15 protein-coding genes are annotated in these 16,113 nt (G+C 74.5%); 8 read left to right on the forward strand and 7 right to left on the reverse strand.

What is annotated here, in order from left to right; all coding sequences use genetic code 11:
* The first annotated feature begins 15 nt into the window (after positions 1–15).
* From AB0M43_RS13860 to AB0M43_RS13890, 7 genes are all read left to right on the forward strand, one after another.
* The gene (locus tag AB0M43_RS13860) at positions 16–2,724 is read left to right on the forward strand and encodes a carbohydrate-binding protein (protein ID WP_363724369.1); all 2,709 of its coding nucleotides are present in this window, start codon (positions 16–18) and stop codon (positions 2,722–2,724) included.
* Between the two features lie 207 nt (positions 2,725–2,931).
* Positions 2,932–3,051: a pyrroloquinoline quinone precursor peptide PqqA gene (gene pqqA, locus AB0M43_RS13865; RefSeq protein WP_363724371.1), complete on the forward strand. Its 120-nt coding sequence runs from the start codon at positions 2,932–2,934 to the stop codon at positions 3,049–3,051.
* 2 nt (positions 3,052–3,053) lie between these two features.
* Positions 3,054–4,100 carry an MBL fold metallo-hydrolase gene (locus AB0M43_RS13870; RefSeq protein ID WP_363724373.1) on the forward strand — a complete coding sequence of 349 codons (1,047 nt, stop codon included), beginning with the start codon at positions 3,054–3,056 and terminating at the stop codon, positions 4,098–4,100.
* A complete protein-coding gene (gene pqqC / locus AB0M43_RS13875) occupies positions 4,097–4,777 on the forward strand; it encodes a pyrroloquinoline-quinone synthase PqqC (RefSeq protein WP_363724375.1) in 681 nt (226 codons plus the stop codon). Before AB0M43_RS13870 ends, pqqC begins: the two co-directional genes overlap by 4 nt.
* Entirely contained in the window at positions 4,774–5,025 is a 252-nt protein-coding gene (pqqD, locus tag AB0M43_RS13880) for a pyrroloquinoline quinone biosynthesis peptide chaperone PqqD (RefSeq protein ID WP_363724377.1), read from the forward strand. The genes pqqC and pqqD overlap by 4 nt, the downstream gene beginning before the upstream one ends.
* 200 nt (positions 5,026–5,225) lie before the next feature.
* Entirely contained in the window at positions 5,226–6,395 is a 1,170-nt protein-coding gene (locus AB0M43_RS13885; RefSeq protein WP_363724379.1) for a radical SAM protein, read from the forward strand.
* Positions 6,392–7,930, forward strand: a complete 1,539-nt coding sequence (locus AB0M43_RS13890) for a glycoside hydrolase family 88 protein (RefSeq protein WP_363724381.1) — start codon at positions 6,392–6,394, stop codon at positions 7,928–7,930. Before AB0M43_RS13885 ends, AB0M43_RS13890 begins: the two co-directional genes overlap by 4 nt.
* A gap of 121 nt (positions 7,931–8,051) precedes the next feature.
* On the opposite strand, the gene AB0M43_RS13895 is transcribed toward AB0M43_RS13890, so the two are convergent.
* Complete coding sequence (locus AB0M43_RS13895) at positions 8,052–8,981, reverse strand: IclR family transcriptional regulator (RefSeq protein WP_363724383.1); 930 nt, start codon at positions 8,979–8,981, stop codon at positions 8,052–8,054.
* Between the two features lie 792 nt (positions 8,982–9,773).
* The gene (locus AB0M43_RS13900) at positions 9,774–10,280 is read right to left on the reverse strand and encodes a 2'-5' RNA ligase family protein (RefSeq protein WP_363724385.1); all 507 of its coding nucleotides are present in this window, start codon (positions 10,278–10,280) and stop codon (positions 9,774–9,776) included.
* A 250-nt stretch (positions 10,281–10,530) separates the two neighbouring features.
* Here AB0M43_RS13900 and AB0M43_RS13905 point away from each other — a divergent pair, with 250 nt between their 5' ends.
* Positions 10,531–11,286 carry a class I SAM-dependent methyltransferase gene (locus AB0M43_RS13905; RefSeq protein WP_363724387.1) on the forward strand — a complete coding sequence of 252 codons (756 nt, stop codon included), beginning with the start codon at positions 10,531–10,533 and terminating at the stop codon, positions 11,284–11,286.
* A 176-nt stretch (positions 11,287–11,462) separates the two neighbouring features.
* On the opposite strand, the gene AB0M43_RS13910 is transcribed toward AB0M43_RS13905, so the two are convergent.
* From AB0M43_RS13910 to AB0M43_RS13930, 5 genes are all read right to left on the reverse strand, one after another.
* Positions 11,463–12,641 carry a hypothetical protein gene (locus AB0M43_RS13910; protein WP_363724389.1) on the reverse strand — a complete coding sequence of 393 codons (1,179 nt, stop codon included), beginning with the start codon at positions 12,639–12,641 and terminating at the stop codon, positions 11,463–11,465.
* Positions 12,642–12,652: 11 nt separating this feature from the next.
* Positions 12,653–13,201 carry a hypothetical protein gene (locus AB0M43_RS13915; RefSeq protein WP_363724391.1) on the reverse strand — a complete coding sequence of 183 codons (549 nt, stop codon included), beginning with the start codon at positions 13,199–13,201 and terminating at the stop codon, positions 12,653–12,655.
* Positions 13,202–13,242: 41 nt separating this feature from the next.
* Complete coding sequence (locus AB0M43_RS13920) at positions 13,243–13,863, reverse strand: LUD domain-containing protein (RefSeq protein WP_363724393.1); 621 nt, start codon at positions 13,861–13,863, stop codon at positions 13,243–13,245.
* Between the two features lie 61 nt (positions 13,864–13,924).
* Entirely contained in the window at positions 13,925–15,409 is a 1,485-nt protein-coding gene (locus AB0M43_RS13925; RefSeq protein WP_363724394.1) for a lactate utilization protein B, read from the reverse strand.
* Positions 15,406–16,113, reverse strand: coding sequence for a (Fe-S)-binding protein (locus AB0M43_RS13930; protein WP_363724396.1), 708 nt, complete (start codon positions 16,111–16,113; stop codon positions 15,406–15,408). The genes AB0M43_RS13925 and AB0M43_RS13930 overlap by 4 nt, the downstream gene beginning before the upstream one ends.

Raw genomic sequence — 16,113 nt, forward strand, 5'->3', positions numbered from 1 at the left:
GGAGTGGGTGGGCGCATGAAGCGGCACAGGATCACCCGGCGCGCGGTACTCGGCACGGCGGCCGGCGCCGCGACGGTGGCGGCGCTGTCCCCCGGGACGGCAGGGGCTTCCGTCGAGCGGAACGGAACGACGGACCCACCGACCGGGCGGGCCGCCGTCCGCGCGGTGCCGCTCGACAACCGGATGGCCACCGACGCCCAGTGGGCCGAGTTCCTCCGGGGCTGCGACCTGGTCTGGAAGCGGCCGCCGAGCCTGTGGCACGAGGGCCCGTTCCTCGGCGACGGCCGGCTCGGCACACTGGTCTACAAGGAACCGGGGAAGAACCAGCTCCGGTTCACCGTGCAGCACGCCGAGGTGCAGGACCACCGGCCGGAGTTCGGCAGCCAGTACGGGGTGTGCCGGCTGCCGGTCGGGTACCTCACCCTGGAGCCGGTCGGCACGATCAGCTCCGTGGACTGGCGCCTGGACCTGTGGAACGCCGAGCTCGCCGGCACGGTCACCACCTCGGCCGGCAGGCTGACCCTCCAGGTGTTCATCCGCGACCAGGTGCTCGTCGCGAACGTGGTCGCCAGCGGGGGCGAGCAGGTGAGGTGGACGTTCCACCCGCAGGAGGCGGTGTCGCCCGCGTACCCGGGCAAGCCCAAGCCGGAGGGGTACACCGACAATCCCGCGCCGACGACGAAGAGCACCGGGGACGTGCGGCAGGTGACCCAGACGCTGCTGGGCGGCGGGCGGACCGCGACCGCGTACCGGCAGAAGGGTTCGTCGCTCTTTCTCACCGTCGCGCACAGCTTCCCGGGAACCACCGCCGAGGCGACCGCGCTGACCAGGGTGAACACGGCGGCCGACACCGCGCTGCCGGAGCACGTGACCGCGCACCGCACCTGGTGGCACGCCTTCTACCGCAAGAGCTTCGTGTCGATCCCGGACCAGCGGATGCAGGCGTTCCACTGGATCCAGCTCTACAAGGTGGCCGCCGGGACCCGCGCGGGCGGCCCCGTGATGGCGACCACCGGCCCGTGGCTGGAGCCGACCCCGTGGCCGGCGGTGTGGTGGAACCTCAACGTCCAGCTGGAGTACTGGCTCATCCACGGCTCCAACCACCTCGAACTCGACGCCGTCACCAGCACCCTGGCCGCGAACCAGCAGCAGCTGATCGCCAACGTGCCGGCCGCCTACCGGTCCGACTCCTCCGGGGTGGGCCGCAGCTCGGACATGTTCTGCAACCGGAGCGTGGGCAAGCCGGGCGACACCGGTACCGCCGAGGTGGGCGACCTGACCTGGGCCCTGCACAACGTGTGGCTGTCCTACCGGCACAGCATGGACGACACGATGCTGCGGAACGTCCTGTTCCCGATCCTGCGGCGCGCGGTCAACTACTACCTGCGCTTCCTCACCACCGACAGCGCCGGCCGGATGCACCTGCCGCAGACGTTCTCCCCCGAGTACGGCGTCAACGCCCCCGACTGCAACTACGACCTCGCGCTGCTCCGCTGGGGCTGCCGGACCCTGCGGGAGTCCGCGACCCGGCTGGGGATCACCGACCCGCTGATGGCGAAGTGGCAGCAGGTGCTCGACAAGCTGACGCCCGCGCCCACCGACGCGAACGGGTTCATGATTGGGGCGGGCGTGCCGTTCGCCCAGTCGCACCGGCACTACTCACACCTGCTGTCGGTGTACCCGTTGTACCTGGTCAACTGGGAACAGCCCGCCCAGCGCGCCCTGATCGAGACGTCCGTCGACCACTGGCTCGGCCTCGCCGGCTCGCACCGGGGCTACTCCTACACCGGGGCCGCGTCGTTCTGCGCCATGATGGGCCGGGGCAACGCGGCGCTGGGCTGGCTGAACAAGTTCCTCGACCCGACCGTGGCGTATCCCGTGCGGGCCAACACGATGTACACCGAGGCCGGGCCGGTCGTGGAGACACCGTTGTCCGCGTCGCAGTCCCTGCACGACATGCTCGTGTCCAGCTGGGGCGGGGTGGTCCGGGTGTTCCCGGCCGTGCCCGACGCCTGGGCAGACGTGACCGTGCACGACTTCCGCACCCAGGGCGCGTTCCTGGTCAGCGCGGGGCGGGTCGGCGGGGTGACCCGGTTCGTGCGGGTGCGCAGCCTGGCCGGGGAGCCGCTGCGGCTGCGGCCGGGGGTCACCTCCGGCGCGGCCGTCCTGCAGGCGGAGGACGCCGTCGTGCTGGGCGGCGTCGTGGAGGCCAACCACGCCGGGTACACCGGGGCCGGGTTCGTGAACTTCGACAACGTGGTGGGCTCGGCCGTGCGGTTCGCGGTGACCGCCCCCTCGGGACCGACGACCCTCCTTTTCCGGTACGCCAACGGGACCGCCGTCGACCGCCCTGCCACCCTCGTGGTGAACGGCACGGCGGTGGCGACCCTGTCGTTCCCCGGCACCGGGGCCTGGGACACCTGGGCCACCCGGTCGGTGGGCGTGACCCTGGCCGCCGGGGCCAACACGGTGCAGCTCACGGCCACCACGGCCAACGGCGGGCCGAACCTCGACAGCCTGGCCGTGGGCACCGGGGCGGGGCTGGCCGTGGTGCTCGACGACGGGTCGGCGGCCACGTGGCGCGACGTCGGGGACGGGATGATCGAGATCGACCTGCCCCGGGACCGGGAGGTGCTGGTGCACCCGGCCGGGCCGACGCCCGCGTGTGTGATCGCGCCGGTGCTGGTCAGCAGGCCGGGGACCGCCTGGGGGCTACCCACCTGACCGGGGTCACGGTCGTGCCGGACGGGGCCGCTCGGCTCGGCATGTCCGGTGCCGGGTCGGACGCGTCCCGCCTGGGCCCGAGCCCGGGTCGGCGCGTCCCGCCCTGGGCTCGGCCCGGGTTCCGTAACGCGGAAAGTTCCCGCCGGCCCGGTGGGGCCGGGTGCATCATGTGCGCACCTCTACCCAAATACCCGCAGGAGGAACACGATGGACGCTCCCCAGCCCGCCCCGGCGCGCCGGCCCTGGACCCGGCCGCGGGCGGTACAGGTCTCCCTCGGCGCGGAGGTCACGGCCTACAGCGGTGCCGACCCGTACAACCCGCGCTGACCATGTGGGCGCGGATTCTCGGATCCGCCGCCGGCGGCGGGTTCCCGCAGTGGAACTGCTCGTGCCGCAACTGTGACGGCGCCCGGACCGGCACGCTGCCGGTCCGGGCCCGGACCCAGGCGGCGCTCGCCGTGAGCGGGGACCGGCGGAACTGGTTCCTGGTCAACGCCACCCCCGACATCACCGTCCAGTTGGGACGGTTGGCCGCGGGTGACGAGCACGGCCGACCCGGGCCCGTAGCGGGGCGGGCCCGGACCGGCCCCGGCAACGGGGGCGCGGCGGCCGGGACGGCCGGGTGGGAACCTGCCGACGGGGAGCCCCGCCGGAGTCCGGTCAGCGCGGTGCTGCTCACCGACGCGGAACTCGACCACACCGCCGGGCTGCTGTCGCTCCGCGAGGGCGACGGGCTGACCGTGTACGCGACCGCCGCCGTCCTGCGCGCCGCCGCCCCCCTGCTCGACATCCTCGGCGCGTACCAGCCCGTGGTGCGGCGGGTGCTCGAACCCGGCGTGGACACCCCGCTCGACGGGACCCTGAGCGTGCGCCCCCTGCCGACGGGCTCCACGAAGCTCCCCCGGTACGCCGCGCACCTGCCCGCCGACCCGACGAGCGTCGTCGGCTACCGCTTCACCGAACGGACCGGCACCCACCGGCCGGGCGCCGGCGACCCGGCGGCCGGCACGCCGGAGGGCCCCGCGGTGCTCGTCTATCTGCCGTGCGTCCCCGAGCTGACCCCGGCGCTCGTCGGGGAACTGGCCTCCGCGCGGGCCGTACTCGTCGACGGGACCTGTTGGACGGACGACGAGATGGCGCTGGTCGGCAGGCCCGAGAAGACCTCGCGCTCGATGGGCCACGCCCCGGTCACCGGCCCCGGCGGCACCCTCCCGGTCCTGGCCGCGCTGTCCGGCCCCGACGGGCGGGCCCCGCGCCGGATCTACACCCACCTGAACAACACCAACCCGCTGCTCGTCGAGGACTCCGCGCCCCGGCGCGCGGTCGCGGCGGCCGGCGTGGAGGTGGCCCACGACGGGATGGAGCTGCGGACATGACTGCGGAGTTCGTCGCCGAGCTGCGGCGGCGCGCCACGATCTACTGGGAGAAGCACCCGTTCCAGCAGGCGATGCTCGCCGGGGAGCTGGCCCCGGACGCGGTGCGCGGGTTCGTCGCCAACCGGTGGTACTACCAGCGGTCGCTGCCGCAGAAGGACGCCGCGATCCTGGCGAACTGTCCCGTGCCAGAGGTGCGCCGGCGGTGGCTGGAACGGATCGCGTACCACGACGGTCCGGCCGAGGGGGAGGGCGGCATGGCCGACTGGTTGACCCTGTGCGACGCGGTCGGGCTGGACCGGGCCGAGGTGCTCGACACCCGACGGGTACTGCCCGGGGTGCGGTTCGCCGTCGACCGGTACTCGCAGTTCGCCCGCGAGGCGCCCTGGGTGGAGGGGGTGGCGTCCTCGCTGACCGAGCTGTTCGCGCCCGACCTGATGGCCCGGCGGATCGCGGCGTTCCGGACCCACTACCCGTGGATCGACCCCGCCGGCCTCGGCTACTTCGAGAAGCGGTGCGTACAGGCGCCCCGCGAGGCCGGCCACGCCCTCGACGTCGTCCTCGAACACGCGACGACCGCGGAGCAGCGGGCCGCGTGCGCCGACGCGCTGACCCTGAAGTGCCAGGTGCTGTGGGGGATGCTCGACGCGCTGGACCACGCGTACCGGGGGCCCCGGTGATCCCCCGGCTCGCCCCGCACGTGGCCCTGCACTGGCAGCCGGCCCGGGGCGAGTGGCTGCTGACCCGCCCCGAGTCCGTGGTCGTGCTCAACGGGACCGCCGCCGACATCCTCACCCTGTGCGACGGGGTCCGCGACGTCGGGGCGATCGTGCGCGCCCTGCGGGACAGCTACGACGACGTCGACCCGGCCGACGTCGAGGCCCTGCTGACCGACCTGGCCGGCCAACGCCTGGTGGTGCTCACATGACCGCCCCGAATCCCGGCGAGCACCCGTCGGCCACGGGGGTCGGTGCCGGGGAGCCCGCCGGAGCCGGCACCTCCGCCGGAGCCGACGCGTCCAGTGGAGCCAGGGCGTCCGGTGGAGCCGACACCTCCGGTGAAGCTGGGGCATCCGGTGGAGCCGGGGCTGGCTCCGAGCCGCCTGCCGGAACCCCTGCGTGGCCGGCCGTGCCCGCGCCTCTCGGGCTGCTCGCCGAGGTCACGCACGCCTGCCCACTGCACTGCGCGTACTGCTCGAACCCGGTCGCGCTCGCCCCGCGCTCCTCCGAGCTGACCACCGCCGAGTGGGACCGGGTGTTCGGCGAGGCCGCCGCGCTCGGCGTCGTCCAGGTCCACCTCTCCGGCGGGGAACCGCTGCTCCGCCGGGACCTCGCCGACCTGGTGGCCAGCTGTAGGCGGCACGGCCTGTACACGAACCTGATCACCAGCGGGGTCGGGCTCGACGCCGACCGGCTGGCCCGGCTGCCCGTGGACCACGTGCAGCTCAGCGTGCAGGACGCCACCGAGGCCGACTCCGACGCCCTCGCCGGCACCCGGTCCTGGCGGCACAAGGTGGCCGCCGCCCGGGTCGTGAAGGACGCCGGCCTGCCGCTGACCGTGAACGTGGTGCTGCACCGGGCCAACGCCGACCACGTCGGGGCGGTCGTCGCGCTCGCGGACCGGCTCGGCGCGGACCGGCTCGAACTCGCGCACACCCAGTACTACGGCTGGGCACTGCGGAACCGGGCCTGGCTCGCCCCGTCGATGGCCCAGGTCCGGGCCACGGCCGAGGCGGTGCGCGCGGCCCGCGAGGTCCTGGAGGGGACGGGGCCCGGGGCGGCGGGCGGCGCGGGGGCCGAGGGTGGCGCGGGGGCCGGGGGCGAGCGGGCAAGCCGGGGAGCGGCGGGGGTGCGCGGTATCCGTACCCGGATGGAGATCTCCTATGTTCTTCCGGATCTGCACACCGGGGCGGTCAAGCCCTGCACCGGCGGCTGGGGGCGGACCCAGCTGACCGTCGCGCCCGGCGGGGACGTGCTGCCCTGCGCGGCGGCCGGCACCCTGCCCCTGGTGATGGAGAACGTCCGCGACCGGCCGCTGGACTGGATCTGGTACTCGTCCCCGTCGTTCGACCGGTTCCGGGGCACCGACTGGATGCCGGACCCGTGCCGGAGCTGTGACCTGCGGGAGGTCGACTTCGGCGGCTGCCGGTGCCAGGCGTTCCAGCTCACCGGGGACGCCGCCGCGACCGACCCGGTGTGCCGGCTGTCCCCCGACCGGCACCTGGTGGACGCGGCGCTCGCCGGGCCGCCGCCGGCCAGGCCCGTTCCCCGACCGCACGCACCGGGAGGTACCCGATGAAGGTCCCGCGCAGTTTTCTGGTGTGCGGGCTGGTCACGGCACTGGTGCTCGGGTCGGTCCCGGCGCTGGCGGCGGGCCCGACCGGCAGGGCGCCGGACCTGGCGGCTGTCGGCTACGAGGCCGAGGACGGGGTGCTGTCCCGCGCCGTGGTCGAGGCCAACCACCCCGGCTACACGGGTACCGGGTTCGTCAACTACGACAACGTGGCCGGCGGCTCCGTCGAGTGGACGGTGTCGGCGGCGCGGAACACCACGACGACCCTCCTCTTCCGGTACGCCAACGGCACCGCCGCCGACCGGCCCCTCCGGATCACCGTCAACGGCACGGGGACGGTCACCGCGTTCCCCGCGACCGGCGCGTGGACCACCTGGCGCACCGTCCCCGTCACCGCGACCCTCGCCGCCGGCCCGAACGCCGTCCGCGCGACCGCCACCGCGTCGGCCGGCGGTCCGAACCTGGACTCGGTGACCGTCGGCGGCACCGACTGGTCCACGGCCGTGGTCGGGTCCACGATGCGCCGGAAGACCCCCGACACCCTCGGCGGCTGGGGCTACACCCAGGGCCTGTACCTGTACGGCCAGTACCTGGTCTACCAGCGCACCCGGGACCCGCGGCTGCTCGCGTACCTGCGGCAGTGGGCCGACCGGTTCGTGGCCGCCGACGGGGGTACCTCCTTCTCCTTCGACAACCTCGACCAGATGCAGTCCGGCAACGTGCTGCTTCTGCTGGCGCGGGAGACCGGGCTGGCGAAGTACCAGACGGCGGCGCGGAAGATCCGGGACCGGCTGCGGACGTACCCGACCACGTCCGACGGCGGGCTGGTGCACGCCACCGGCAGGCCCGGGCAGCTCTGGGCGGACGGGTCGTTCATGGTCGCGCCGTTCGTGATCCGGTACGGGCACCAGTTCGGCGAGGCCCGTTGGGGCGACGACCTCGCCGCCCGGCAGCTCCTCGTCTACGCGGCGCACCTGCAACAGGGCACCGGGCTGCTGTCGCACGCCTACGACGAGAACCGGTCGCAGAGCTGGGCGGACCCGCGCACCGGGCTGTCCTCGCAGTACTGGTGCAGGGCCATCGGCTGGTACGGCATGGCCGCCGTCGACATCCTCGAACTCCTGCCCGCCGACCACCCGGACCGCGCCGCGATCGTCGACTCCGTGCGTCGGCTCGTGGCCGGCTACGCGCGCTACCAGGACCCGGCCACCGGGCGCTGGTTCCAGGTCGTCGACCGGGGTGACCTGTCGGGTAACTGGACCGAGACCTCGTGTTCGAGCATGTACACGTTCACCGTCTCCCGGGCGGTGCGGCGCGGCTATGTCGACGCGTCCTACCAGCCGGTGGCGGACAAGGGGTACCGGGGCGTGCTCGCCAAGGTCGGGACCGGACCCGACGGCCTGACCGACGTGGCCGACATCAGCGTCGGCACGAACGTCGGCGACCTGTCGTACTACCTGGGCCGCACCCGGGCCACGAACGACCTGCACGGCCTGGGCGCGTTCCTGATCATGAACGAGGAGTCGGGGCCGGTGGGGTGACCGGTTCCGGCCGGTCGGGTGATCGGCTCCCGACCGGGTCGGCCGGGGCCGGCAGATTGCCGGTGGCGGGCTCCCGACCAGGTCGGCCGGGCCGGCCCGGCCGGGCCGGGTCCGTGGCCGCTCAGGCCCGGCGGGGCTGGGCGCCCAGGGCCGCCGACACCTCGTGGGCGGCCCGGACCACGTGCGGGGCGATCCGGCAGACCTGCTCGCGTTCCAGGTCGAACACCAGCCCGGACACGCTGACCGCGCCGACCGGCACGTTGCGGTGGTCCACCACGACCGCCGCGACGCACCGGACCCGGGACACGTTCTCCTCGTCGTCGAACGCCCAGCGCCGGACCCGGATCGTGGACAGGTGCGCCGCCAGGGTCGGCACCGTCGCGATCGTGCGCGGGGTACGCGGCGGCAGGCCCGTCCGGCCGATGATCGCGCGCATCTCCCGGTCGGGCAGCGCCGCGAGGATCGCCTTGCCGATCGCCGTACTGTGCAGCGGGAACGTCGCCCCGACCCGGGACCGCATGCCGTACGCGCCCCGGCCGTCGACCTTGTCGACATACACCGCCTCGTCGCCCTGGCGGACCCCGAAGTGCACCGTGTAGCCGGACTGCTCGCACAGCGCGTGCAGGGCCGGGCGGGCCGCGCGGGCCAGGTCCGAGTCGTCCCCGGCCCGACCCGCGAGCCGGAGCACCGCCGGCCCGAGCAGGTACTCGTGCTCGTCGCCGTCGCGCACCCAGCCCAGGGCCACGAACTCCTGGAGGATCCGGTGCACCGTGGAGACGGGCAGGCCGGTCGCGCGGGCTAGCTGGGAGACCCGCCGGTGACCGGCGAGGGCCTCCAGGACCGCCACGGCTTTCGCGATCGCGCTCGGGGTCGGCGCCGGGGCGCGGTCCGGGGTTCGTGCCGGGGGCGGGGGCGGGGTAGGGGCACGGTCCGGGGTCCGTTGCGGAGTCGAGGTCACGGCCGCGTTCTGGGGCGGGGTGGACGCCTGGGCCGGGGGCTGGTCCGGCGACGGTGCCGGGGTCCGGGTCCGGGTGGTGAGTGCCCTGGTCATCGGAGGTCCAGGGTGGCACCGGGCTGCCATGGAACGAACATGAACTGCCTCCTCACTGGTTGACACTGCCCCACGCGCACCGATGTCATCGGATGACCCACCGGTAGCGACCGTGAATGCCGGGCCGGAGTGGCCGAATGCGACCCCGCTCGCGACCCGGCCGTCACGGTGCGCGATCCGGGCGACACCGGACACCCGGAGTCGGCCGCGACGACCCCACCCGGGCCGGATTGGTCACCGACGGGGCAGTTCGCGGCGGTCACAGAACGCGGTCGGGCGTGCACAGCGACTCTTTTCCGTGTGGCGGGAAAGGGTTCCCCCGAAGCGAATCTCATTCATCACTATGACTGCTGAAGCGATAGGAAGCTAGTCTTACTAACAATTGAGATCCGATGACATCACCGGGAGGGCGGGCGCCCCGCGAGGAGGCCCGTCGCGGCTCACGGCTGCCCGCACGGCGGCCACCGGCCTCGGCCCGACGGGCGGCACCTCCGCCGGGCCGGCGGCAAAGATGCCAGGCCAACGGCACAGTTGCCAGGCCAGCTGCACGGTTGCCAGGGCCTGCGGCACGGTTGCCAGACCGGCGGTGCGGTTGCCGGCACCGGCCGCCATCGGACACGCGGAGGGCCCCGGACTCCGGGGAGGCGGGGCCCTCCGCGCCCCGTTCCGGCGGAGCCGACCGACCTCAGGCACGACCGACAGCGAAGCGACCGACAGCGGGCAGTGCCTCCCCACCGGGCGCGACCACTCCCCGACCGCCGAACCCCAGGTACCGAGGCGCGTTCGCCCTGGTCAGGGCCCGGTCAGGTCGACCTTGTCGGTGATGGTCCAGCCCTGGTCGCGCACGCCGATCCAGAGCTGGTCGACCACCTCGCGCACCGGCAGCAGCTCCGCCACGATCGCGGCGATCTCGGCGGCGGCCGGATGCCTCAGCCCCACGGTCACGTGCGGCTCCGGGTCGGTGCCGAACCGGCCGGCGTACGGGGGCATGCCCGGCCAGCGTTCCCGGGCGGCGCGGCAGAGCGGACCGAGCGGGACGGCCGGCAGGTAGACGAAGTCCGCCGTGTGCCGGACCTCGGTGAACTCCAGCTCGACGGGCGGGTGGGCGGCCGCGAAGTCCCGCAGCCACGGCCGGCCCTCGTCCTCCAGGTCGCCGACGGGCACGAACGGGTACAGCAGCGTGACGTGCGCGGGCAGGCCGGTCCGCACGGCCCGGGGGTAGTCGACGGCCACCGCCGCGAGGATCCGGTCGGCGGCCCGGACCGGGGCCACGAGCGCGGATCTGGGCTGGCCGTCCATGGTGCCTCCGGGGTGGTGGTGCGCGGGAGGCCATTGTCCCTGCCCGCCCCGGAGCACCCGCCGCCGGACCTGAGCGGAGCGGCGCCGCCCACAGGGGGTGCCGGGCCTCCCGGGACGGGACGCACGGGCCCCCGCCCGGCCCGCGTCGCCTATCCGCGACCGCCCAGCGCGACCCTGCCCCGGGCCGCTCCGGGGCCCACCGGTTCGGAAAACGCGTTGCCACAGGTCGCGGCTCGGTCAGACTGGGCCGATGACCAGATTCGAGACGCTGCTCGCCGAGGGTGCGGCCGTACCCGTCGAGGGTTGGGACTTTTCCTGGTTCGCCGGCCGGGCCACCGAGGAACGCCCGCCCTGGGGCTACGCGCGCCTGCTCGGCGAACGGATGGCCACGGCCGCCGTCGCGCTCGACGTCCAGACCGGCGGCGGCGAGGTGCTGGCGACGATCGACACCGCTCCGGGGGTACTGGTCGCCACGGAGTCCTGGCCGCCCAACCTGGCGGTGGCCCGCCGCACCCTCGCCCCGCTGGGCGCGACGGTCGTGGCGGCGGCCGACGGCGGGGACCTGCCGTTCGCGGCCGGCACGTTCGACCTGGTGACCAGCCGGCACCCCGTGACCACCCGGTGGGACGAGATCGGACGGGTACTCCGCCCCGGCGGCGGCTACCTGTCCCAGCAGGTCGGCGTCGGCTCGGTCCGGGAACTCACCGACGCGGTCATGGGTCCGCAGCCCGTCAGCCAGGACCGGAGCCCCGCGCGGGCCGTCGCGGCGGCGGAGGCGGTCGGCCTGGAGGTGGTGGACCTGCGGGAGGCCACGCTCCGGATGGAGTTCCACGACATCGCGGCCGTGGTCGTGTTCCTGCGCAAGGTGATCTGGACGGTGCCCGGGTTCACCGTGGAGCGGTACCGGGACGCGTTGGTGGCCCTACACGAGCGGATCGGGGCGGAGGGGCCGTTCGTGGCGCACTCGACCCGGTACCTGATCGAGGCGCGCCGCCCGGAACGCTGAGGCGGCGCGCCCCGTTTCGGCCCCGCGCGTGGCCTGGCGGCACGACGCGGGACCGGCATGGTGCGGCACTCCCGGGGACGGTGTCGTCCTGCGGCCGCGCGGGACGACGCGCTCCTCGGGAGTGCCCGGAGGCGTCCGGCGCCCGCCCGGGGAGGAGGGCGCGCGCCGGACGCGGGTCAGCGGGTGAGCAGGAACGTGAAGAAGTCCCGGTACTTCTGCACCGCGACGCGGAGCTGTTCGGTGTCCGGGGACGTCCCGTCGTTCCAGGCGTCGAGTTCGCGCTGGCGGTGGGTGAGCTCGGCGGTCAGGGTGCGGATCGCCTCGTCCACCAGGGTGCGGGCCTCGCCGGCCACGGCCGACGGGTCGTCCACGAAGCGCAGCTGCAACGCCTGCCAGCGCTCGTGCAGCCCCTCGGAGGTCCCGGCCGTCCAGAGCCTGCGGGCCGGCTCCGCCGGGGTCGGCGACGGCTCGACGGCGTCCTTCGGCGAGACGGCGTCGTGCGTCGTCGCGCCGGTCGCCGTGTCGTGCGTCGCCGTGCCGAACGTCTTCGGGTCGGCTGTCGCGTCGGACGCCCTCAGGTCGGGCGTCATCGCGCCGGGCACCTTGGCCGAGCCGATCGCGGTCGGCTCCTCCGGCACGGGACCACCCGGCCCCGGGTCGGCCTCGACCACGCCGGACCCGTGCGCCGGGTCGGTGCCCCCGTGCGCCCAGTGGGTGTCCTCCACCCCGCCGGCCCTGTGCAGCAGGTCGGCCGTGGGGTGCCCGTCCAGCCCGGACTCCCGCGCGGCGTCGGCGCCGTGGTGACCCGAGCGGGCCGCGTCGACCTCGCGGTCCGTGGCGGTCCGGGTGTCGGAGACGCCGGGTACCGGTTCCTCCGGCAGCGTGTCCCCGCTGGCCAACAGCCTCGGCTCGTCGTCGGCCCGGGAGTCCGCGCCCGGCACCGTGCTGGTCCGGGACTCGGAGTCCCACGGGCGGTCGGCGCGCGGGGTACCCGTCCGGAACTCGGCGTTCAGGGGCCGGTCGGCGCCGGTACCCGTCGACCCGGGGGTGTCGGTGTCCGGCCGCTCGTCGGCGTCGGTGCGCTCGGCGATCAGGTCGTCGGCGGAGTCCCGGGTCGCCGCGCCGCCGCTCGGGTAGAGCGTGCCGGGCGACGGGTCGGTGGCAGTGTCCTGGAAGGTCGGGGTGGCCTGCCCGGACAGGGTTCCGTCCTCGGTGGCCCGGGTCGCGGGGTCGGTTTCGTCGGTGCCCGACGTACCGTCCCAGGCGGGCTTGCTCTTCTGGCGCCGCGACTCGGCGGCGTCCCGGCCGGGCGTGGTGGTCGGCTTGCCTCGTCGGGAGTCGGTGTCCTTGCGCATGGTGGCCTCTCCTACCGGTGGGCGACGTCGTGGGTGGGGCCGAGCAGCTCGACGACCAGGGCGCGGTAGGACACCACGGCCTGGCGGAGCTCTTCGGTACTCGCCTCGCCGCGCTGGTTGCGCACGCTGATGGCGTGCGCCTCGCGGTAGGCGTCGAGGGTGAGGGCGTGGTCGACGGACAGCTGGGCGACCTGCTCGTCGTGGTCGCCGGCCGGGTAGCCGCGCTCCTCGATGAGACGGGTGACCAGTTCGTCGGCGGCGTCGACCGCGGGGCCGGGCTCGTCGAGGAACCGGGACTGCAGGTCCTGCCACTCGGCGGAGTACCGGGCCCGGGAGTCCGGGGTCAGCTCGCGCAGGGTGAGCTGGGCGTGCCGGCGCTCGCGGTCGCGCAGTTCGCGTTCGGCGGCGGCCCGGCTGGCCCGCTCCCCGACGACCCGGTCGTACTCGGGGCCGAACCGGTCGCGCAGCGACCTGCGGCGGTAGACGACCCAGCCGGCGAGACCGAGCACCAGCACCGCGGCGAGCAGGAACACGAACACGATGATCAGGGTGGAAGACATGGGCACCTCCTTCGTGGGGGAGATACCCGTGGGACGGTTTGTTAACCGTCGAACGCGAGGACAACCTCCAGGATGCGCGGTCCGTGCACGCCCTCGACCCGGTCGAGTTCGATGTCGCTGGTCGCCGACGGGCCGCTGATCCAGGTCAGGGGCCGGTCCGCCGCGAGGAGGGCGAGCGCGTCGGCGACGTCGGGTACGACGGTGCGCACGACGCACAGGTGGTGGTCGGGCACCAGGGTCACGGCGCGCCTGCCCTGCCCGGCGGTGCCGTCGAGCACGATCGTGCCGGTGACGGCGATGGCGACGGCGGAACCGGTCAGTACCCCGTCGGCGTGGTCCAGTTCCCGGGCCGTGAGCGGCGGGGTGTCGCGGTGCCAGTCGACGCCCGGGGTGAGCCAGGCGTCCGGCACCCCGGCCGGGGCGACCATGGCCCGGGCGCCCCGGCGTTCCAGCGCGGCGGCGATCGTCGCGGGGATCTCCGCCGTGGGGACGACGTGCACCAGTGCCTTGTAGTCGCGCAACCGCTCGGCGAGCAGTTCCACGAGCGGACCGGAATCGACGGGTACGACCTGCCGGTCGTAGCCCGGGTGCGGCCCGGCGGGAGTCGCGGCCGGGCCGAGTGCCCGCCGGATCCGCCCCAGGATCTCTTCTCGCGCGGTCACGCGTCACCCCTTCGTCCACGTGCGACGGCCACGGCCGCCCGGTGCGGCGGAAAGCGCGGGCTCATTCGGCGCCCTCCCGGAGCCACCAGTCGCGGAACGACTCGTCCGGCACGGCCGGCAGGTCGCGGGTGTCGGTCCAGCCGCCGAGCGCGCCCGGCAACCGTTTCGGCTGCAGGCGGCGGGTCCGGACCGCCCAGCGCTGGGCCCAGGCCAGCCGGCGGGGCGAGCGCAGCACCCAGCCGGCGAGCCCCATCGCGGCCTTCTCCACCGGGTGTCCCGCGCCCCGCGCGACCTTGCCGCGCAGGTGCACCAGCACCTCGGGGATGTCGATCGCGACCGGGCACACGTCGTAGCAGGCGCCGCACAGGGTCGAGGCGTACGGCAGGGACGCGTCCAGCGCCGAGGACGTGCCGCGCAGCTGCGGGGTGAGGATCGCGCCGATCGGGCCCGGGTAGACGGAGCCGTAGGCGTGGCCGCCGGCGCGCTCGTACACGGGGCAGACGTTGAGGCAGGCCGAGCAGCGGATGCACCGCAGCGCCTGGCGGCCGACCTCGTCGGCGAGGACCCCGGTGCGCCCGTTGTCCACCAGGACCACGTGCACGGCGGAGGGCCCGTCGCCGGGCGTGACCCCGGTCCACATCGACGTGTACGGGTTCATCCGCTCCCCCGTCGACGACCGGGGCAGCAGCTGGAGGAACACGTCGAGGTCGGCGAACGTGGGCACGAGCTTCTCGATGCCCACGATGCTGATCAGGGTCTCCGGCAGGGTCAGGCACATCCGGCCGTTGCCCTCGGACTCGACGACGACGAGGGTGCCGGTCTCGGCGACGGCGAAGTTGGCCCCGGACACGGCGACCTTCGCGGTGAGGAACCGTTCCCGCAGGTGGGTGCGCGCGGCGGCGGCCAGGACGGCCGGTTCGTCGGTGAGGTCGGCGGGGGCGTCGGGCATCCGGGTGCGGAAGATCTCCCGGATCTCGGCACGGTTGCGGTGGATGGCGGGCACCAGGATGTGCGAGGGGGTGTCGCCGCCGAGCTGGACGATGAGTTCGGCCAGGTCGGTCTCGTGCGCGGCGATCCCGGCGGCCTCCAGGGCCTCGTTGAGCCCGATCTCCTGGGTGGCCATCGACTTCACCTTGACGACCTCGGCCCACGGCGCACCGCCCGGCCGGGCCGCCGACCCGCCGACCCCGGTCGCCCAGGCCGGACCGCCGGCCGGCGGCGCGTCGGCGGCGTACGCCTCCCTGACCAGGGCGATCACGATCGCGTTGGCCTCGGCCGCGTCGCGCGCCCAGTGCACCTGTCCCCCGGCGGCGACGACGGCCGACTCGAACTGCTCCAGGTACCCGTCGAGGTGTCGCAGGGTGTGGTCCTTGACGGCCTTGGCGTGTGCGCGCAGCTCCGGCCAGTCGGACAGCTCGCCGATCGCGGCGGCCCGCTTGTCCCGGATGGTGTGCGTGGCGTTGCGCAGGTTGGCCCGCAGCTGGGAGTCGACAGTGGACGACTCGGCGGCCCGGGGGAACGTGGGCAGGCCCAGGTAGGTGCTCATGTCGCGGCCAGGATCTCGGCGAGGTGCAGGACCCGGACGCCGGTCCGCTGCCGGGCCAGCGCGCCGCCCACGTGCATCAGGCAGGAGTTGTCGGCCGCGACCAGCACCTCCGCGCCCGTGTGCAGCACGTGTCCGACCTTGTCGGCGCACATCGCGGCGGACACGGCCGGGTTCTTCACGGCGAACGTGCCGCCGAACCCGCAGCACTCGTCGGCGGCGGGCAGGTCCACGAGCTTCAGGCCCCGCACGGCGCTCAGCAGGGTGTGCGGCCGGGAGCCGACCCGCAGGCCGCGCAGCGAGTGGCAGGTGGGGTGGTAGGTGACGGTGTGCGGGAAGTACGCGCCGACGTCGGTCACGCCGAGGACGTCGACCAGCAGCTCGGACAGTTCGTGCACCCGGAGCGCCGCGACCCGGGCCGCGAGCGCGGGGTCACCGGCCGCCAGCCTGGGGTAGGCCTCGCGGACCATCGCGGCGCAGGAGGCGGACGGGACCACGACGGCGTCGTACCCCTCGAAGGTGTCCAGGAAGGGTTCCACCATCGGCAGCGCGTCGTAGCCGGTGTTGTGGTGCATCTGGCCGCAGCAGGTCTGTTGGAGCGGGAAGTCCACGGTGTGGCCGAGCCGGCGCAGCAGCCGCACCACGGCCTTCCCCGTGCCGGGAAACAGGGTGTCGTTGACGCAGGTCACGAACAGGGCGATCCGCAT

It is taken from the genome of Longispora sp. NPDC051575, assembly GCF_040681875.1.
GTDB lineage: Bacteria > Actinomycetota > Actinomycetes > Mycobacteriales > Micromonosporaceae > Longispora.